The 17,337-nt window shown below is 60.6% G+C and carries 13 protein-coding genes; 8 read left to right on the top strand and 5 right to left on the bottom strand.

Annotated features, from left to right (window positions below; genetic code table 11):
- Positions 1–58: 58 nt before the first annotated feature.
- From aceK to GXB78_RS16060, 5 genes are all read left to right on the top strand, one after another.
- Entirely contained in the window at positions 59–1,780 is a 1,722-nt protein-coding gene (aceK, locus tag GXB78_RS16080) for a bifunctional isocitrate dehydrogenase kinase/phosphatase (RefSeq protein ID WP_329516077.1), read from the top strand.
- A gap of 274 nt (positions 1,781–2,054) precedes the next feature.
- The gene (gene hrpA, locus GXB78_RS16075; RefSeq protein WP_329516076.1) at positions 2,055–5,966 is read left to right on the top strand and encodes an ATP-dependent RNA helicase HrpA; all 3,912 of its coding nucleotides are present in this window, start codon (positions 2,055–2,057) and stop codon (positions 5,964–5,966) included.
- Positions 5,967–6,292: 326 nt separating this feature from the next.
- Complete coding sequence (locus GXB78_RS16070; RefSeq protein ID WP_329516075.1) at positions 6,293–7,414, top strand: beta-ketoacyl-ACP synthase III; 1,122 nt, start codon at positions 6,293–6,295, stop codon at positions 7,412–7,414.
- A gap of 135 nt (positions 7,415–7,549) precedes the next feature.
- Entirely contained in the window at positions 7,550–8,161 is a 612-nt protein-coding gene (locus tag GXB78_RS16065; RefSeq protein ID WP_329516074.1) for an RNA polymerase sigma factor, read from the top strand.
- Positions 8,155–8,394, top strand: coding sequence for an anti-sigma factor family protein (locus GXB78_RS16060; RefSeq protein WP_329516073.1), 240 nt, complete (start codon positions 8,155–8,157; stop codon positions 8,392–8,394). The genes GXB78_RS16065 and GXB78_RS16060 overlap by 7 nt, the downstream gene beginning before the upstream one ends.
- Positions 8,395–8,570: 176 nt before the next feature.
- Here GXB78_RS16060 and GXB78_RS16055 read toward each other — a convergent pair whose 3' ends face one another.
- Positions 8,571–9,893 (bottom strand): putative porin, encoded by a 1,323-nt coding sequence (locus GXB78_RS16055; protein WP_329516072.1) that lies wholly within the window; start codon positions 9,891–9,893, stop codon positions 8,571–8,573.
- A 281-nt stretch (positions 9,894–10,174) separates the two neighbouring features.
- On the opposite strand from GXB78_RS16055, the gene GXB78_RS16050 reads away from it, so the two are divergent.
- Positions 10,175–11,299, top strand: a complete 1,125-nt coding sequence (locus GXB78_RS16050; protein ID WP_329516071.1) for a GNAT family N-acetyltransferase — start codon at positions 10,175–10,177, stop codon at positions 11,297–11,299.
- A gap of 125 nt (positions 11,300–11,424) precedes the next feature.
- Here the strand turns inward: GXB78_RS16050 and GXB78_RS16045 are convergent, their stop codons facing one another.
- From GXB78_RS16045 to GXB78_RS16030, 4 genes are all read right to left on the bottom strand, one after another.
- A complete protein-coding gene (locus GXB78_RS16045; protein ID WP_329516070.1) occupies positions 11,425–13,257 on the bottom strand; it encodes an ABC transporter ATP-binding protein in 1,833 nt (610 codons plus the stop codon).
- A gap of 88 nt (positions 13,258–13,345) precedes the next feature.
- On the bottom strand, positions 13,346–13,909 hold the full coding sequence (locus tag GXB78_RS16040) for a peptidylprolyl isomerase (protein ID WP_123442891.1): 564 nt from the start codon (positions 13,907–13,909) through the stop codon (positions 13,346–13,348).
- Positions 13,910–13,912: 3 nt separating this feature from the next.
- Positions 13,913–14,716: an alpha/beta fold hydrolase gene (locus tag GXB78_RS16035; RefSeq protein ID WP_329516069.1), complete on the bottom strand. Its 804-nt coding sequence runs from the start codon at positions 14,714–14,716 to the stop codon at positions 13,913–13,915.
- Between the two features lie 14 nt (positions 14,717–14,730).
- The gene (locus GXB78_RS16030; protein WP_016771199.1) at positions 14,731–15,654 is read right to left on the bottom strand and encodes a LysR family transcriptional regulator; all 924 of its coding nucleotides are present in this window, start codon (positions 15,652–15,654) and stop codon (positions 14,731–14,733) included.
- Positions 15,655–15,703: 49 nt separating this feature from the next.
- Between GXB78_RS16030 and GXB78_RS16025 the strand changes: the two genes are divergently transcribed.
- Both GXB78_RS16025 and GXB78_RS16020 read left to right on the top strand, forming a co-directional pair.
- Complete coding sequence (locus GXB78_RS16025) at positions 15,704–16,018, top strand: 3-phosphoglycerate kinase (protein WP_329516068.1); 315 nt, start codon at positions 15,704–15,706, stop codon at positions 16,016–16,018.
- Between the two features lie 252 nt (positions 16,019–16,270).
- The gene (locus GXB78_RS16020) at positions 16,271–16,870 is read left to right on the top strand and encodes an FMN-dependent NADH-azoreductase (RefSeq protein ID WP_329516067.1); all 600 of its coding nucleotides are present in this window, start codon (positions 16,271–16,273) and stop codon (positions 16,868–16,870) included.
- Positions 16,871–17,337: the final 467 nt, after the last annotated feature.

The raw sequence follows: 17,337 nt of genomic DNA, 5'->3' as shown, positions 1-17,337 counted from the left end.
CTGCGAGCGCTTCCGTGACTAAGCTCAGACCAACCGAATTCCCGCTGAGGTTTCCTCTATGTCGCAGCAATGGCCAGCCACCGAGATCGCCCGGATGATCCTCGCCGGCTTCGACGATTACCGCGAGCATTTCCGTCGCATCACCGATGGCGCGCGGGAGCGCTTCGAACAGGCGCGCTGGCAGGAAGCCCAGGCCGCGTCGGCGGCGCGGATCAGTCTGTATGAGGAAAAGGTCGGCGAAACCGTTGCTCGCCTGCGCGAGTATTTCGACGAAGAAGCGCTGATGAACGTCAGCTGCTGGCCGCTGGTGAAAAGCGCCTATATCAGTGTTATCGATCTGCGCTTCGACGATGAGCTTTCCGAGACCTGGTACAACTCGATTTTCTGCGGGTTGTTCAGCCACGATCTGATCAGCGACGGCTGCATGTTCATCCACACCACACGCCCGAGCCTGCGTCGAGCCCGCGCCGCGCAAACCCGCACGTATAAGCCGCAGGGCCAGTTGTCCGCCATGCTCGCGAGCATTTTTGCCGATTTCCGCTTCAGCGAGGATTACGCCGATCTGCCCGGCGACTTGTTGCGGCTCGAAGCGCAGTTGCGCGAAAACCTGCCGGACTGGGTGTGCAAGGACCCGGAACTGAGCGTCGAGCTGTTTTCCTCGGTGCTTTACCGCAACAAGGGCGCCTATCTGGTCGGGCGCATCTACACCCGCGACGAGCAATGGCCGCTGGTGATTCCGCTGCTGCACCGCGAAGGTCGCGGCATTCAGATCGACGCGTTGATTACCGACGAAGCCGATGTGTCGATCATCTTCTCGTTTACCCGCTCCTATTTCATGGTCGATGTGCCGGTGCCTGCGGAGTTCATCGGTTTTCTGCGACGTATCCTGCCGGGCAAGCACATCGCCGAGCTGTACACCTCGATCGGCTTCTACAAGCACGGCAAATCCGAGTTCTACCGCGCCCTGATCAATCATCTGGCCAACACTGACGACCAGTTCATCATGGCCCCGGGCGTGCGCGGCATGGTCATGAGCGTGTTCACCCTGCCGGGTTTCAACACTGTGTTCAAAATCATCAAGGACCGTTTCTCTCCGTCGAAAAACGTCGACCGCGCCACGGTGATCGAAAAGTATCGGCTGGTGAAGAGCGTCGATCGGGTCGGGCGCATGGCCGATACCCAGGAGTTTGCCGACTTCCGTTTTCCGCTGAGCAAGTTCGATCCGGCGTGCCTCGAGGAACTGCTTGAAGTGGCGCCGTCGACAGTTTCGGTCGAAGGCGAAACCGTGCTGATCCGCCACTGCTGGACGGAGCGGCGGATGACTCCGCTCAACCTGTATCTGGAAAACGCCAACGAGGCGCAGGTGCGCGAGGCGCTGGAGGATTACGGCCTGGCGATCAAGCAGCTGGCGGCGGCAAATATTTTTCCCGGCGACATGCTGCTGAAAAACTTCGGCGTCACTCGACACGGCCGGGTGGTGTTCTACGACTACGACGAAATCTGCTTCCTGACTGAAGCCAACTTCCGCCACATCCCGGCACCGCGTACGCCCGAGGATGAAATGGCCTCCGAGCCGTGGTACTCGATCGGCCCGCTGGATGTGTTTCCCGAGGAGTTTCCGCCGTTTCTGTTTGCCGATTCAGGACAGCGCAAGTTGTTCGATCAGTTGCATGGCGAGCTGTATGACGCCGATTACTGGAAGAGTTTGCAGGAGGCGATTCGGGCGGGGAAGGTCATCGACGTCTTTCCTTATCGGCGTAAAGGCCTCGACAACGAGTAGCTCTTTTAGAAGCCCCTCACCCCAGCCCTCTCCCGGAGGGAGAGGGGGCCGACCGAGGTGTCTGGGGTCAAACGCCGACCTGAAAGATTTTGGCGATTATGGATTCGGTAAAGCAATTTCAGGTCGGTGAATATTTTCAGCATCCCCCAATCGGTCCCCTCTCCCTCCGGGAGAGGGCTAGGGTGAGGGCCGCAATCCCCCTGATACGCCACAAATCCGCCAAATCTGCGACAATCCGCCCCCTGCACATATAGACGACCGAATTGCCTAACCGATGACCGACGAATCGCCCTCCATCGACAAACTGCTGAAAAACCTCGATCACGCCATGCTCGCCGACCGTCACCGGCTGCGGCGGCAGTTGCTTGAGCTGCGCAAGAAACCCGACGAGGCCAAGCTGGCCCAGTGGGTGGCGCGGATGCAGGCGTCCTGTGATCAGGTGCTGGCGCGCCGCGCGAGCCTGCCGGTGATTCGTTACGACGACAGTCTGCCGATCGCGGCCAAGCGCGACGAGATCAAGAAGGCCCTGGAGCAACATCAGGTGCTGATCATCGCCGGCGAAACCGGCTCGGGTAAAACCACCCAGTTGCCGAAAATCTGTCTGGAGATCGGGCGCGGCCAGCACGGTCTGATCGGCCATACACAGCCGCGTCGGATCGCCGCGCGCAGCGTCGCCAGCCGCGTCGCCGAAGAACTCGGCACGCCGCTCGGTGCACTGGTCGGCTATCAGGTGCGTTTCGAAGATCAGAGCGACGCCAACACTTTGATCAAACTGATGACCGACGGCATTCTGCTGGCGGAAACCCAGAACGACCGTTACCTCGAACGCTACGACACGATCATCGTCGACGAAGCCCACGAACGCAGTCTCAACATCGATTTCCTCCTCGGCTACCTGAAAACCCTGCTGCCACGCCGTCCGGATCTGAAGGTCATCATCACCTCGGCGACCATCGATCTGGAGCGCTTCTCCAAGCATTTCGATGACGCGCCGATTGTTGAAGTGTCCGGTCGCACGTTCCCGGTGGACACCTGGTATCGCCCGCTGACCCTGGAGCAGGACGAAGAGGGCAACCGGGTCGAGGATGACCTCACCGTCGATCAGGCGATTCTCGCCACCCTCGACGAAATCGCTGCCTACGAGCGCAGCGAACGCCGCAGTCCGGGTGACGTGCTGGTGTTCCTGCCCGGTGAGCGGGAGATTCGCGATGCTGCCGACATGCTGCGCAAGGCCCAGCTCAAGCACACTGAAATCCTGCCGCTGTACGCGCGCCTGTCGCCGGCCGAACAGCAGCGGATCTTCCAGTCGCACCCGGGCCGCCGCGTGGTGCTGGCGACCAACGTCGCCGAAACCTCGCTGACCGTACCAGGCATTCGCTATGTGATTGACAGCGGCACCGCGCGCATCAGCCGCTACAGCTACCGCGCCAAGGTGCAGCGCTTGCCGATCGAAGCGATTTCCCAGGCCAGCGCCAATCAGCGTAAAGGTCGTTGCGGCCGGGTCGAGCCGGGTATCTGCGTGCGTTTGTACAGCGAAGAGGACTTCCTTGGGCGCCCGGAATTTACCGATCCGGAGATTCTGCGCACCAACCTCGCCGCGGTTATCTTGCAGATGCTCCATCTGCGCCTCGGTGAAATCACCGCGTTCCCGTTTATCGAGCCGCCGGACGGCAAAGCGATCAGCGACGGTTTCAACTTGCTGCAAGAACTTTCGGCAGTCGATCGCAACAGCCAGCTGACGCCGCTCGGTCGCCAGTTGGCGCGCTTGCCGGTCGACCCGCGCATGGGCCGCATGCTCCTGGAAGCGGCCAAGCTCGGCAGTCTGCAGGAAGTGCTGATCGTCGCCAGCGCCATGTCGATTCAGGACCCGCGCGAGCGTCCGCCGGAGCGTCAGCAAGCGGCGGATCAGGCCCACGCGCAATGGAAGGATCCGGATTCCGACTTCGCCGGGCTGGTCAATCTGTGGCGTGGTTTCGAAGAGCAGCGCCAGGCGCTGACCGCCAATCCGCTGCGCAACTGGTGCCGGAAGAATTTCCTCAACTACCTGCGCTTGCGCGAGTGGCGTGATTCCCATCGTCAGTTGAGCTTGATCTGCCGCGACATGCAGCTGAGCCTGAACAAAGAGCCGGCGGATTATCCGAAGCTGCACAAAGCGGTACTGGTCGGATTGCTCAGCCAGATCGGCCAAAAAACCGAAGACGGCGATTACCTCGGGGCGCGGCAGCGGCGCTTCTGGATTCATCCGTCGTCAGGTATCGGCAAAAAGCGTCCGCAGTGGCTGATGACCGCCGAACTGGTGGAAACCACCAAGCTTTATGCGCGCATGGTCGCCAAGATCGACGCCGACTGGATCGAGCCGCTGGCAGGGCACCTGATCAAGAAAAACCACTTCGAACCGCACTGGGAAAAGAAGCGCGGCCAGGTCGTCGCCTACGAGCAGATCACCCTGTTCGGCCTGATCGTCGTCGGTCGCCGCCCGGTGCATTACGGCCCGGTCGATCCGGTGGTATCCCGTGAGCTGTTTATCCGCGAAGGCCTGGTGCGCGGCGAGATTCAGTCGCGGGCCAAATGCCTGAGCGCCAATCAGAAACTGCTCGAGCAGCTCGACGAACTGGAAGCCAAGGCTCGCCGTCGCGACATTCTCGCCGACGAAGAAACTCTGTACGCCTTCTACGATGCGCGTCTGCCGGCGGAGATCCACCAGACCGCGACCTTCGACAGTTGGTACAAGGTCAACAGCCAGAAAGATCCGCAGCTGTTAGTCATGCGCGAAGAAGACGTGCTGGCCCGCGAGGCCAGCGAAGTCACCGCCCGTGATTACCCGGACACATTGCACATCGGCGATCTGGAACTGGCGCTGACTTACCATTTTGAACCCAATCACCCGCGCGATGGCGTGACCTTGCGCGTGCCGGCGCCGCTGCTGCCGATGCTGCCACCGGAGCGTCTGGAATGGCTGGTGCCGGGCCTGATCGAGGCCAAGTGCATTGCCCTGGTGCGCAACCTGCCGAAAGCCCTGCGCAAGAACTTCGTGCCGGTGCCGGACTTTATCAAGGCGGCGTTGCAGCGCATGACCTTCGCCGAAGGTTCGCTGCCGCAAGCGCTCGGTCGCGAGCTGCTGCGCATGACCGGCGCACGGGTCAGTGATGAGGCATGGGCGGAAGCGGCGCAACAGGTTGAAAGTCATCTGCGCATGAACCTGGAAATCGTCGATGGTCAGGGCAAGTTCCTTGGCGAAGGTCGCGATCTGGCTGAGCTGACCGCGCGCTTTGCCGAAGCCAGCCAGGCCGCGCTGGCGGTGCCGCAGAGTGCGAAAAGCCAGCAGCCGGTGGAGGCGAAAGTCTTCGCGCCGGTGGCGGAAAAGACTCAGCAGAAGATCGCCGGGCTGTCGATGACGGTGTACCCGGCGCTGGTGGAAGAGGGCGGCACGGTCAAGGAAGGGCGCTTCTCTACGCCGGCCGAGGCCGAGTTCCAGCATCGTCGAGCCTTGCAGCGTTTGTTGATGCAGCAACTGGCTGAGCCGGCGAAATTTCTCCGTGGCAAGTTGCCGGGGCAGACTGAACTGGGCTTGCTGTATCGCGAACTGGGCCGGGTTGATGCGCTGGTCGAAGACATTCTGCTGGCCAGCCTCGACAGCTGCATTCTCGAGGGCGAAGACCCGTTGCCCCGAGATGGCGCCGGGTTGGCGGCACTGGCCGAGCGCAAGCGCGGCAACTGGACCGAGCACGCCGAACGTGTGGCGCGCTTGACTCTGGAAATCCTCAAGATCTGGCACGGTCTGCAAAAGCGCTTCAAGGGCAAGATCGATCTGGCGCAAGCGGTGGCGTTGAACGACATCAAGCAGCAGATCGGCAATCTGGTCTATCCGGGCTTCGTCCGTGAAACGCCTATGCAGTGGCTCAAGGAGTTGCCGCGTTACCTGAAAGCGGTCGAACAGCGATTCGAGAAACTCGGCGCACAGGTGCAGAAGGATCGCGTCTGGAGCGGCGAACTCGCGGGCCTGTGGGCGCAATACCAGGCCCGCGCTGCCAAGCACGCGCAAGAAGGCAAGCGCGATCCGCAGCTGGAGTTGTACCGCTGGTGGCTGGAGGAATACCGCGTGTCGCTGTTCGCTCAGCAGTTGGGCACCAAGGTCCCGATCTCCGACAAACGCCTGAGCAAGCAGTGGAGTCAGGTCGAGCCCTGATCCTGAAAGCTACGCAGTTCCCTGTGGGAGCGAGCCTGCTCGCGAAAGCGCCGTGTCAGACACCCTTTGCGTGACTGACACACTGCCTTCGCGAGCAGGCTCGCTCCCACATTGGGAATGGTGGGATGTCGGGAATGGCGCCAAAACCTCGGGTTTATGGCAAACTTCGCCACCATAACCCGCCGTTTCGCGTGCCAGAGCCTTCGGCCGTGTCGCGCCGCGGAATAAACGATGCCAGGTTTGCGTCCCCCGGATGGGAATAGACCCTTTGCGTGTTGGTACGACGGTTCCAGCACTTTCTGCCTGAACAGATTAGAGAAACGACCATGCATAACGTCGTCATCAGCGGCACCGGCCTGTACACACCGGCCAACAGCATCTCCAACGAAGAGCTGGTGCAGTCTTTCAATACCTACGTCGCCCAGTTCAACGCCGATCACGCCGAGGCCATTGCCAGCGGTGAAGTCCAGGCCCTGACCGAATCCAGTGCCGCGTTCATCGAAAAAGCCTCGGGCATCAAGAGCCGCTTCGTCATGGACAAGGACGGCATCCTTGATCCGCAACGCATGGCCCCGCGCCTGCCGGAACGTTCCAACGACGAATGGTCGGTGCTCTGCCAGATGGCCGTTGGCGCTGCCGAACAAGCCTTGCAACGTGCCGGCAAAACCGCTGCCGACATCGACGGCGTGATCGTTGCCTGCTCCAACCTGCAACGTGCCTACCCGGCGATCGCCATCGAAGTCCAGGAAGCATTGGGCATCGAAGGTTTCGGCTTCGACATGAACGTCGCCTGTTCTTCGGCCACCTTCGGCATCCAGGCCGCCGCCAACAGCGTGCAACTGGGCCAGGCGCGGGCGATCCTGATGGTCAATCCGGAAGTCTGCACCGGGCATCTGAACTTCCGTGATCGCGACAGCCATTTCATCTTCGGCGATGCCGCGACAGCGGTAATCATCGAGCGCGCGGATCTGGCGACGTCGCCGTACCAGTTCGACGTAGTCAGCACCAAACTGCTGACCAAGTTCTCCAACAATATCCGCAACAACTTCGGCTTCCTCAACCGTGCGGCAGAAGAAGGCATCGGCGCCCGCGACAAGCTGTTCGTGCAGGAAGGCCGCAAGGTGTTCAAGGATGTCTGCCCGATGGTTGCCGAGCTGATCGGCGAGCACCTGGAAGAAAACCAGCTCAACGTCGGCGACGTGAAGCGTTTCTGGCTGCACCAGGCCAACCTGAGCATGAACCACCTGATCGTGCGCAAGCTGCTTGGCCGCGAAGCCACCGAAGAAGAAGCGCCAGTGATTCTCGACAGCTACGCCAACACCAGCTCGGCCGGTTCGGTCATTGCCTTCCACAAATATCAGGATGACCTGGCTTCGGGTTCGCTGGCGGTACTCAGTTCGTTCGGCGCCGGTTACTCGATTGGTAGCGTGTTGCTGCGCAAACGCTGAAACAGGTTAATTTCCCCTTAATCGCGTCGATCTTTCCTACATTCGAAGCGGCTGAAACGCTGTAATTTTTCGGACATCGCGGCAGGTGAACACCTGCCGCGTTCATTTTCGAAGTCCGGACAAGGGGATTGATGGATGGCGGCTGACGACACCCAACTGCTCACGCGCCTGCTGGCGGGAGAGCAACAGGCTTTCAAGGAACTGGTCACCACTTATCAGAGCGCCATGCGCGCGGTGGCTTACGCGATTGTCGGCCAGCGTCATGTCGAGGAAGTGGTGCAGGACGCCTGGCTGTCGGTGGTGCGCCATCTGGCCAGCTTCGAAGGCCGTTCCAGCCTCAAGACCTGGTTGCTGACCATCACCGCCAATTCCGCCAAGAGTCGCTACAAACTCAATCGCCGGGAAGTGTTGCTCGACGACCTGCCATCGCCCCACGGCACCATCGACGACGATCGGTTTTCTGCAAGTGACGGTCATTGGCTGGTCGCGCCATTTGCCTGGCACCAGGACACCCCTGAAGCGCTGCTCACTGAAACCGAGCTGCGCGAGTGTCTCGAACATACGTTGCTGAGTCTTTCCGAGTTGCAGAGCAGTGTCCTGCTGTTGCGCGAACGCCAGGGACTGGAGCTGGAAGAGATCTGTAATCTTCTGGAGATCTCGCTCTCCAATGTCCGCGTGTTGTTGCACCGGGCACGCTTGAAGGTCTTTGCGACCGTGGAACATTTTGAGGAGACAGGAGAATGTTGACCTGCAAGGAGCAAGTGGCACGATCCAGCGATTATCTCGACGGCCAACTGAGCTTTCGCGAGACGCTGATGGTGCGTCATCACCTGTTGTTCTGCCCCAACTGCCGGCGTTTCATGCGACAGATGCGCTTGATGCAGGCAACCTTGAAGGCGATGCCGGACAAACCGGACGAGAAAGTCGATGCTTTGGCTGAACGTCTGGCCGAGCAACGACGAAAAGACAACCCCCTGTAGGAGCTGCCGAGTGAACGAGGCTGCGATCTTTTGATCTTGTTTTCAGGATCAAGATCAAAAGATCGCAGCCTTCGGCAGCTCCTACAGGGGCAGCTTCAAGCTTCAAGCCTCAAGCGGCAAGTAAAGGCATTCACTCGCAGCTCTTGGCTTGCAGCTTGCAGCTTGCAGCTGTTTTCTTAGAACTTCGCTTCAGCATCCAGCTGCAGGGTGTTGGCATCTGCATCGCGCTGGCTACGGCTGGCGTAGTCGGCCTTGGTCAGGAAGTACGTGGCGCCGACGGCGAAGTTCTTGTCGATGTCGTAACCGACCTTGAACTTGTGCCCGCGCGAACCGGTGGTGCCGTTGGCGAAGTCGGAGTCGGTGAAGGCGCCGACCACGGCGTTGCGCTGCACGTCGCGATAGTTGTAGTCGAGATTGAAGCCGAAGACTTTCGACTTGGCACCGAGCAACCACGCGGTGTCCTGATCGGTCACGGCATCGTTGTTCTTCACGTACTGGCCGTAGAACGACAGCGGCATTGGCAAGCCGCCGATGTCGATCTGGCTGAAGCCTTCATACAGACGGAATTCGTTGTCCGCCGAGTTGCCGTTGACCGCCAGCGCGCACGGCGTCGAGGTACCGGTGCAGCGGCTGTCTTCGTCGTTCTGGTAGGCGTAGACACTGCCGCCGACGGTCATTTTCAGGTTATCGGTGATGTTGAAGCGGCTGCCCAACTGGCCAGCGGTCAGGCGCAGGTCGTGGCGGAATTGCACGCCGTCGCCGTCAACGTTGTCCTTGAGGTTGTAGTTACCCAGGCTGCCGAACAGCTCGGCGCTGCCGCCCAGAGGGTATTTGTAGGTGACGGCCAGGCCTTCCGGGTTGATGTCGCTGTCCCAGATCACGTCGCCCATGCTCACCCAGGGTTGCAGCATCTTGCCGCCGATCACGTGCAGGTTCTTGATCTGATCAGGGTGATAGTCGATGTAGCCAAGATCGAGCCAGATCTGCTTCTTGTCGAAGTAGTTGTCCTGGTCCTGGTTGGTCGAGCGGGCATCGTCGCCGCCGCCGGTGGCGATACGGATGCCGGCGTCGACTTGCGGATTGATCTCGGTGTAGGCGCCCAGACGGGCACGGATGCGCTGACGATCCTTGTCGCGGCCGCCGTTGTTCGGCTCGCCGTCGATCTTGATGGTTTCCTGACGGACGCGCACGTCGCCCTTGAACTGGGTCTTGGCCGCCCAGGCGAGCTTCTGGTCGAACAGGCTCTGTTCGTTGGTCTTCTTCGCGACCGCTGCCACTTGTTCGTTGGTTTCCTGCTGCGCCTGTTGGGCGATTTGCTGAGCCTTCTGATCCTTGGCCAGTTCTGTTTGCAGCTCGATGTACTGCGCCTGGGAAATCGACCCGTTGGCCTTGAGCATGTCGAGCAGTTTGGCGTCGACTGCAGCACTGGCCGGAACGCTCATGGCCAGCAACAAGCCGCCGCACAGGGCCGCTGCAGTTTTCGTGGAAGCAAGACGCATAGCAATCTCCGAAGATGAAGGGGATGGCTGAACCATCCTGGGCACAACCGGCCTGAAGGCCGGAAAACTGTGTCCGGGTTAGAACCCGGCGCTCTAAAAACAGGCGCCAGTATCGCGATGGTTTATGACAGAGCGGTGGCACAGTGATGGCAGGTTGATGACGATGCGTATCAGGCGTGAACTATCGAGTTAGAGCGCTGTCGGCCGATTGAGCGTGTGCAACCGGGTCGCGATCAGCGATACTCGCCGGGCTTTGTCGCCATGCTGTGGAGTGCCAGTGAATGCCGTTGCAACGCCTGCAAGACCTGTCAGAAATCGCCCCGGCCACTTGGGATGCGCTAGTCCCGGACAACCAGCCATTTCTGCGCCACGCCTTTCTCAGTGCGCTGGAAGACAGCGGCAGTGTCGGCCCGCATACCGGCTGGCAGCCCGAGCATTTACTGCACATCGAAGATGATCGACTGATCGCCGCACTGCCCAGTTATCGCAAGTGGCATTCCTACGGCGAGTACGTCTTCGATCACGGCTGGGCCGATGCCTGCGCCCGCGCGGGCATCGATTACTACCCCAAACTGTTGACCGCCGTGCCGTTCAGTCCGGTCAGCGGCCCGCGCCTGCTGGCGGCCAGTGCCGAAGACGGTTTTGAACTACTCAAGAGCCTGCCCGGCTATCTGGAAATCGAAGGGCTTTCCAGCGCACACATCAATTTCACCGATCCGTTCACTGATGCAGCGATGGCCGACCAAGCGGGCTGGCTGCAACGCATCGGCTGTCAATATCACTGGCAGAACCGTGATTACCGCGACTTTCAGGATTTCCTCGACGCCCTCAGCTCACGCAAGCGCAAGCAGATGCGCAAGGAACGTGAGCAGGTGGCAGGGCAGGGCTTTGACTTTCAATGGCTGGAAGGACGTGAACTGGATGAGGCGCAGTGGGATTTTGTTTACGCCTGCTATGCCAACACTTATGCGGTGCGACGTCAGGCGCCGTATCTGACGCGCGAGTTCTTCAGTCTCCTGGCCGAACGCATGCCCGAGGCGATTCGCGTGGTCTTGGCCAAACAGGGTTCACGGTCGGTGGCGATGGCCTTCAGTCTGGTGGGGGGGGACAGTTTCTACGGGCGTTATTGGGGCTGCCTGGCCGAGTTCGATCGGCTGCATTTCGAGACGTGTTTTTATCAAGGCATGGATTACGCGATTGCCCACGGCATCCAGCGTTTCGACGCCGGAGCGCAGGGCGAGCACAAGTTGATTCGCGGCTTTGAACCGGTGATTACCCATTCCTGGCACTACCTGCGCCACCCGGGGCTGAAAGCGGCGGTGAAGGATTTCCTCCTGCAAGAGCGTGCCGGCGTTTTGGCCTACGCCGAAGAAGCCCGGACCGCGTTGCCCTATCGCCAGACCTAGATCCAGATCCCCTGTGGGAGTGAGCCTGCTCGCGAAAGCGTCGGGTCAGTCGACGAATTTGTCGCTGATCCACCGCATTCGCGAGCAGGCTCGCTCCCACAGTTTTTTTGCTGGACCACCAGGCCTCAATCGATGCCGACAAACCCTCCGGTCTGGTGCGCCCACAACCGCGCATACAAACCGCGATGCGCAAGCAGTTCGGCGTGGGTGCCGCTCTCGGCGATCTTGCCGTTCTCCAGCACCACCAGCCGATCCATGCGTGCGATGGTCGATAGGCGGTGGGCGATGGCGATCACGGTTTTGCCCTGCATCAGGGTTTCGAGGCTTTCCTGAATCGCCGCTTCCACCTCAGAGTCCAGCGCCGAGGTGGCTTCGTCCATGATCAGGATCGGCGCGTCCTTGAGTAGCACCCGCGCAATCGCGATGCGCTGGCGCTGACCGCCGGACAGTTTCACCCCGCGCTCACCGACATGCGCATCGAAACCCGTGCGACCTTCGGCGTCGGACAGCAGCGGGATGAACTCATCGGCGCGAGCCTTGTGCACCGCTTCCCACAATTCGGCATCGGTCGCATCCGGTTTGCCGTAGAGGAGGTTGTCGCGAATCGAGCGGTGCAGCAGCGAGGTGTCCTGAGTGATCATGCCGATCCGCGCGCGCAGGCTTTCCTGGCCGACTTCGGCGATGTTCTGCCCGTCGATCAGGATCCGCCCGCCCTCGACGTCGTACAGGCGCAGCAACAGGTTGACCAGGGTCGATTTGCCGGCGCCGGAAGGGCCGATCAAGCCGATCTTCTCGCCCGGTTTGATGGTCAGATTGAGGTCGCCGATGATGCCTTTCTTCTTGCCATAGTGAAAATCCACGTGCTCGAAACGCACTTCGCCCGAGGCCACTGCCAGCGGTTTGGCCTGCTCACGGTCGGTCACGCTGACCGGTTGCGAGATGGTGCGCAGGCCGTCCTGAACCATGCCGATGTTCTCGAAAATGCCGGTGACCACCCACATGATCCAGCCGGACATGTTGACGATACGAATCACCAGCCCGGTGGCCAGGGCAATCGCGCCGACGGTAATCAGCGACTGCGTCCACAGCCACAACGCCAGCGCCGTGGTGCCGACGATAAGCAGGCCGTTCATGGTGGTAATCGCCACGTCCATACTGGTGACCACGCGGCCGGCCATCTGCGCTTTGACGGTCTGTTCTTCGATGGCTTCCCTGGCGTAGTGCTGTTCGAAGTTGGTATGGGCGAACAGTTTCAGCGTGGCGATGTTGGTGTAGCCGTCGACGATGCGCCCCATCAGTTTCGAGCGCGCGTCTGAGGCTTCCACCGAACGCTCTTTCACCCGCGGCACGAAGTAATACAGCGCGCCGATGTAGGCAACGATCCAGGTCAGCAACGGGATCATCAGGCGCCAGTCGGCCTCGGCGAACAGCACCAGCGAACTGATCGCATAGATCACCACGTGCCACAGCGCGTCCACCGCCTGCACGGCAGAATCACGCAGCGAGTTGCCGGTCTGCATGATGCGCTGGGCGATGCGCCCGGCGAAGTCGTTCTGGAAGAAATTCAGGCTCTGCTTGAGCACATAGCTGTGGTTCTGCCAGCGGATCATGCTGGTCATGCCGGGGCTCAGGGTCTGGTGCACCAGCAGGTCGTGCAGGGCGAAAAAGATTGGTCGCAGCACCAGGGCGACCACCAGCATCCAGGTCAATTCGAGAGCGTGGTCGCTGAAGAAATTCGGGTTGGGCGTGCCTTGGGCCAGATCGATGATGCGGCTCAGGTAACTGAACAGCGCCACTTCGATCAGAGAGGCAAACAGGCCGATGACGAGCAGGGCGGCGAAACTCGGCCAGACCTGCTTCAAGTAATAAATATAGAAGGGCCAGACACGGTCTGGAGGAGACGCCGTCGGGGCGTCGCGGAAGATATCGATCAGTTGTTCGAAACGGCGATAGAGCATCAGATAACCGCCCGGAATCCGGGCTCTCCTTTTATCAGTGCGAGCGGCGCAGGCTCAGCCCGGCGCCGCTCGGTATGCCCGGCGAAACTCAGTCGATGCGCTTGGCCGACTTGATGATCACAGGGTCGACAGGCACGTTTTGCATGCCTTGTTTGGTGGTGGTCTGCGAGTTGACGATGACGTCGACGACATCCATGCCCTTGACCACTTTGGCGAACACCGCGTAACCGGCGTCACGGCCCGGATCAAGGAACGCATTGTCGGCGACGTTGATGAAGAACTGGCTGGTCGCCGAATCAGGGTTGGAAGTACGCGCCATCGACAGGGTGCCGCGAACGTTGTGCAGGCCATTGCTGGCCTCGTTCTTGATCGGCGCCTTGGTTTCTTTCTGTTGCATCTGCTGGGTAAAGCCGCCGCCCTGAGCCATGAAGCCCGGGATCACACGGTGGAAAATGGTGTTGTTGTAGAAGCCGCTGTCGACGTATTCAAGGAAGTTCTTGGTGCTGATCGGCGCCTTGACCGGGTCCAGCTCAATTTCGATCTGGCCGTTGGTGGTGTCCAGCAGCACGTGCGGCGCCTTGGCCGGGGTGGCAGCCATCAGGTTGGCGGCGAACAGAACGGAGCCGGCGGCGAGGGCGAGTTTTTTCAGCATGGGTCAGTGATCCTGAGAGTGAAGGTCGGCTGTGGCGAGAAAATCCAGCAGCGTTTGATTGAAGCGTTCGGGTTGATCGAGCGGGGTGGCATGGCGCGAGTCGGCGATGACCACCAGCCGCGCATCCGGTAGCAGTTTTACATAGGTTTCCTTTAACGCCACCGGTGTGTAGTCACGGTCGGCGCTGATGACGAGCGTTGGACAGGACACCCGGGAAAGTCGTTCCTGAACACCCCAGCCGACAATCGCATCGAAGCTGGCGAGATAAGCACGTTTGTCGTTTTTTGCCCAGCGTTCGGCCATTTTCCGCCGCAGATCGGCTTGTTCCGGCTTGGGAAAAAGTTTGCCGCCCAAAGCTTTGCCGATGGTTTCCAGGCTGAGCAGGCGCATCAGGCTCCAGCGCTTGAACCACTGCCAATAATCATCGCGGGTGCGCAATTTGACCTGTGGAGCACTGTTGACGATGGTCAGGCTCTTGAGCGCTTGCGGCTGATCGACGGCCAGCTGAAAACCGATCATCCCGCCCATCGACAGCCCGACGTAGTGCACCGCGCCGAGGCGCAGGTGTTCGATCAAGGCCAGCAGGTCGGCGCTGAATGCGGCGATGCTGTAGCGCTCGCGGGGTTTGTCCGAGCGCCCGTGGCCGCGAATGTCCGGGACGATCACCCGGTACCGCGCGGCCAGCGCCGGGATCTGCATTTCCCAATCCAGCGTGCTCGAGCCGAGCCCGTGAACCAGCAGCAACGGCGTACCGTGGCCATATTCCTCGTAGTGCAGGTTGCAACCTTCGTGCTCGAAATACGCCATCGGTGAACTCCGTGTCAGGCTTGTTCGGGGGCGGCGAACGGTGCGTCCAGCGGCAAGGTGTCGAAGGTGCGCAACAGTTCGATGAGGATTTGCGTGGCCGGGCCCAAGGGTTTGTCCTTGTTCGAATACAGATAAAAGCTGGAGTTGCGGCTGCCGCCCCGGTCCAACGGTAGCAGCTTGAGCGAGCCATCCTTCAATTCCCGGTCGATCATGTGCCGCGGTAGCCAGGCAAAACCCAGGCCGCTGCTGACGAAGGTTGCGGCGGTGGCGAGGCTGCCGACGGTCCAGCGCTGTTCGGCGCCGAGCCAGCCGACATCGCGCGGCTGCTGGCGCCCGGAGTCGCGGATCACCACTTGCATCTGGGTTTCCAGGTCCTGAAAGCTCAGCTCGCGATTGAGCCGATGCAGCGGGTGATCAGGATGGGCGACGGCGACGAATTCGACATCGCTCAACTCCGCGCCGAGGTAGCCCGGAATGCTCAGGCCGGTGATGGCCAGATCCGCCACGCCTTCGAGCAGCACTTCTTCGACCCCCGACAATACTTCTTCACGCAGACGCACGCGGCAGCCGCGACTCTGTGGCATGAACGCAGTCAGGGCGCGGACGATCCGCGCGCTCGGGTAGGCGGCATCGACCACCAGCCGCACTTCGGCTTCCCAGCCTTGCTCCATGTGATGGGCGAGGTCTTCCAGCTGGCTGGCCTGTTTCACCAGTTGCCGCGAACGGCGCAGCAACACGCCGCCCGCCTCGGTGAGCACGGCTTTACGGCCGTCGATGCGCAGCAACGGCACGCCGAGCTGATCCTGCATGCGGGCGACGGTGTAGCTCACCGACGATTGCGAACGATGCAGGGCCTCGGCGGCCTGGGCGAATCCGCCGTGGTCGACCACGGCCTGCAACGTTCGCCATTGATCAAGGGTCACGCGGGGCGCTTTCATCAATAGCTCCTCTTGTCCTAAGCTGGCCGTCCCTCATGGAGACTGCCGAATGAAAAAATTCTGTTGTGTGGTGCTGGCGCTGCTGCCGTTGACCGCGTTTGCCTATCCGATCGATGTGCAGAAGGATCTCAACGGCATGAAGATCGACTACGAGACCTTCGACACCGATAACGACATCGGCTCGATCCGGGTGGCCAACTACGGTGATGTCGACGCGACCTGCCGGGCCGTGTTCAGCAACGGCCCGGAAGCACCGCGCACCCGCACCATTGATGTCCCCGCCGGCAAGCACAAAAACGCTACGGCCAAGTTCACCCGCGAGATCATCAAGCTGCGGATCAAACTGAAATGCACCCCGAAATAAGCTCGGTACTCCGAACACCTTGGGTTCCATTGTGGGAGCGAGCCTGCTCGCGAAGACGGAGTGTCATCCAGAGATGATGTGACTGACATTCCGCTTTCGCGAGCAGGCTCGCTCCCACAGGGGTATGTGGGTTTAGCTTATAAACGAATTTATCGATGGGTTACAGCGGATATTTGCGCTTTTTCATCGATTCGACTCTGTTTAACCTTCACTCCATCGACTTACAACATTCTCGGATGGAGGCTACACACCATGTCCCGCGTTCTGATCATCGAAAGCAGTGCCCGCCAGCAAGACTCGGTTTCCCGTCAACTGACCCAGACCTTCATCGCTCAGTGGAAAGCCGCGCACCCTGCCGATCAGATCACTGTGCGTGACCTCGCCGTGAACCCGGTGCCGCATCTGGACGCCAACTTGCTGGGTGGCTGGATGAAACCCGCCGAACAGCGCAACGACAGCGAACAAGCGTCGCTGGATCGTTCCAACCAATTGACTGATGAGCTGCTCGCCGCCGACGTGCTGGTGATGGCTGCACCGATGTACAACTTTGCAATCCCGAGCACGCTCAAGGCCTGGCTTGACCATGTGCTGCGTGCCGGAGTGACCTTCAAGTACACCGAGACCGGGCCGCAAGGCTTGCTCAATGGCAAGCGTGCCTTTGTGTTGACCGCTCGCGGTGGTGTGTATGCCGGTGGTCCGGCGGATCATCAGGAACCGTATCTGCGTCAGGTGATGGGTTTCATCGGGATCAACGACGTGACCTTTATCCACGCTGAGGGCATGAACCTGGGCGGTGATTTCCAGGAGAAGGGCCTGAATCAGGCCAACGCCAAATTGTCTCAGGTCGCTTGACCGGTTAATCGCCAGATAATCGCTGGATGGTCTAGTGACCTGGCGCAACCCCTTCAAGGCTTTACGCGCATCGAACCTCCCTTTGCACTTTTGCTCCTGAGTGCTGTAGCCCGATTGAACGCTTTAGCGAGATCGGGCTTTTTTTTGTCTGGGTTTTCTTGGCGGCCTCTGGGCCGACCAGGTTCTTGGGCTTTTGGGTGAATATCCGTTTCTGCGGGTGTTGCGGCTGGCGGTTCCGCTCTTACAGCGGGTCACTTTTGCAGACGCCCAAAAGTAACCAAAAGGCTGTGCCCCAACGTTCGGCCCGCTCGCTTTGGCTCGGGGTTCCTTCGCTGCGGGATTGATCCGGGCGCAGCGTCTCCGGTTTGCTTCGCTGCACCTCCTCCCGCTGTGTACGACTGCGTCGTACGGTCGCTGCGCTCCCACGCCCGGATCAATCCCTCCACTCAGCCTGCCGACGGGGCGGG

The organism is Pseudomonas moraviensis subsp. stanleyae (genome assembly GCF_036283065.1).
GTDB classification, from domain to species: Bacteria; Pseudomonadota; Gammaproteobacteria; order Pseudomonadales; family Pseudomonadaceae; genus Aquipseudomonas; species Aquipseudomonas stanleyae.
Note: the sequence above shows the minus strand (reverse complement) of the source record. Positions and strands in the feature narration are given on the sequence as shown.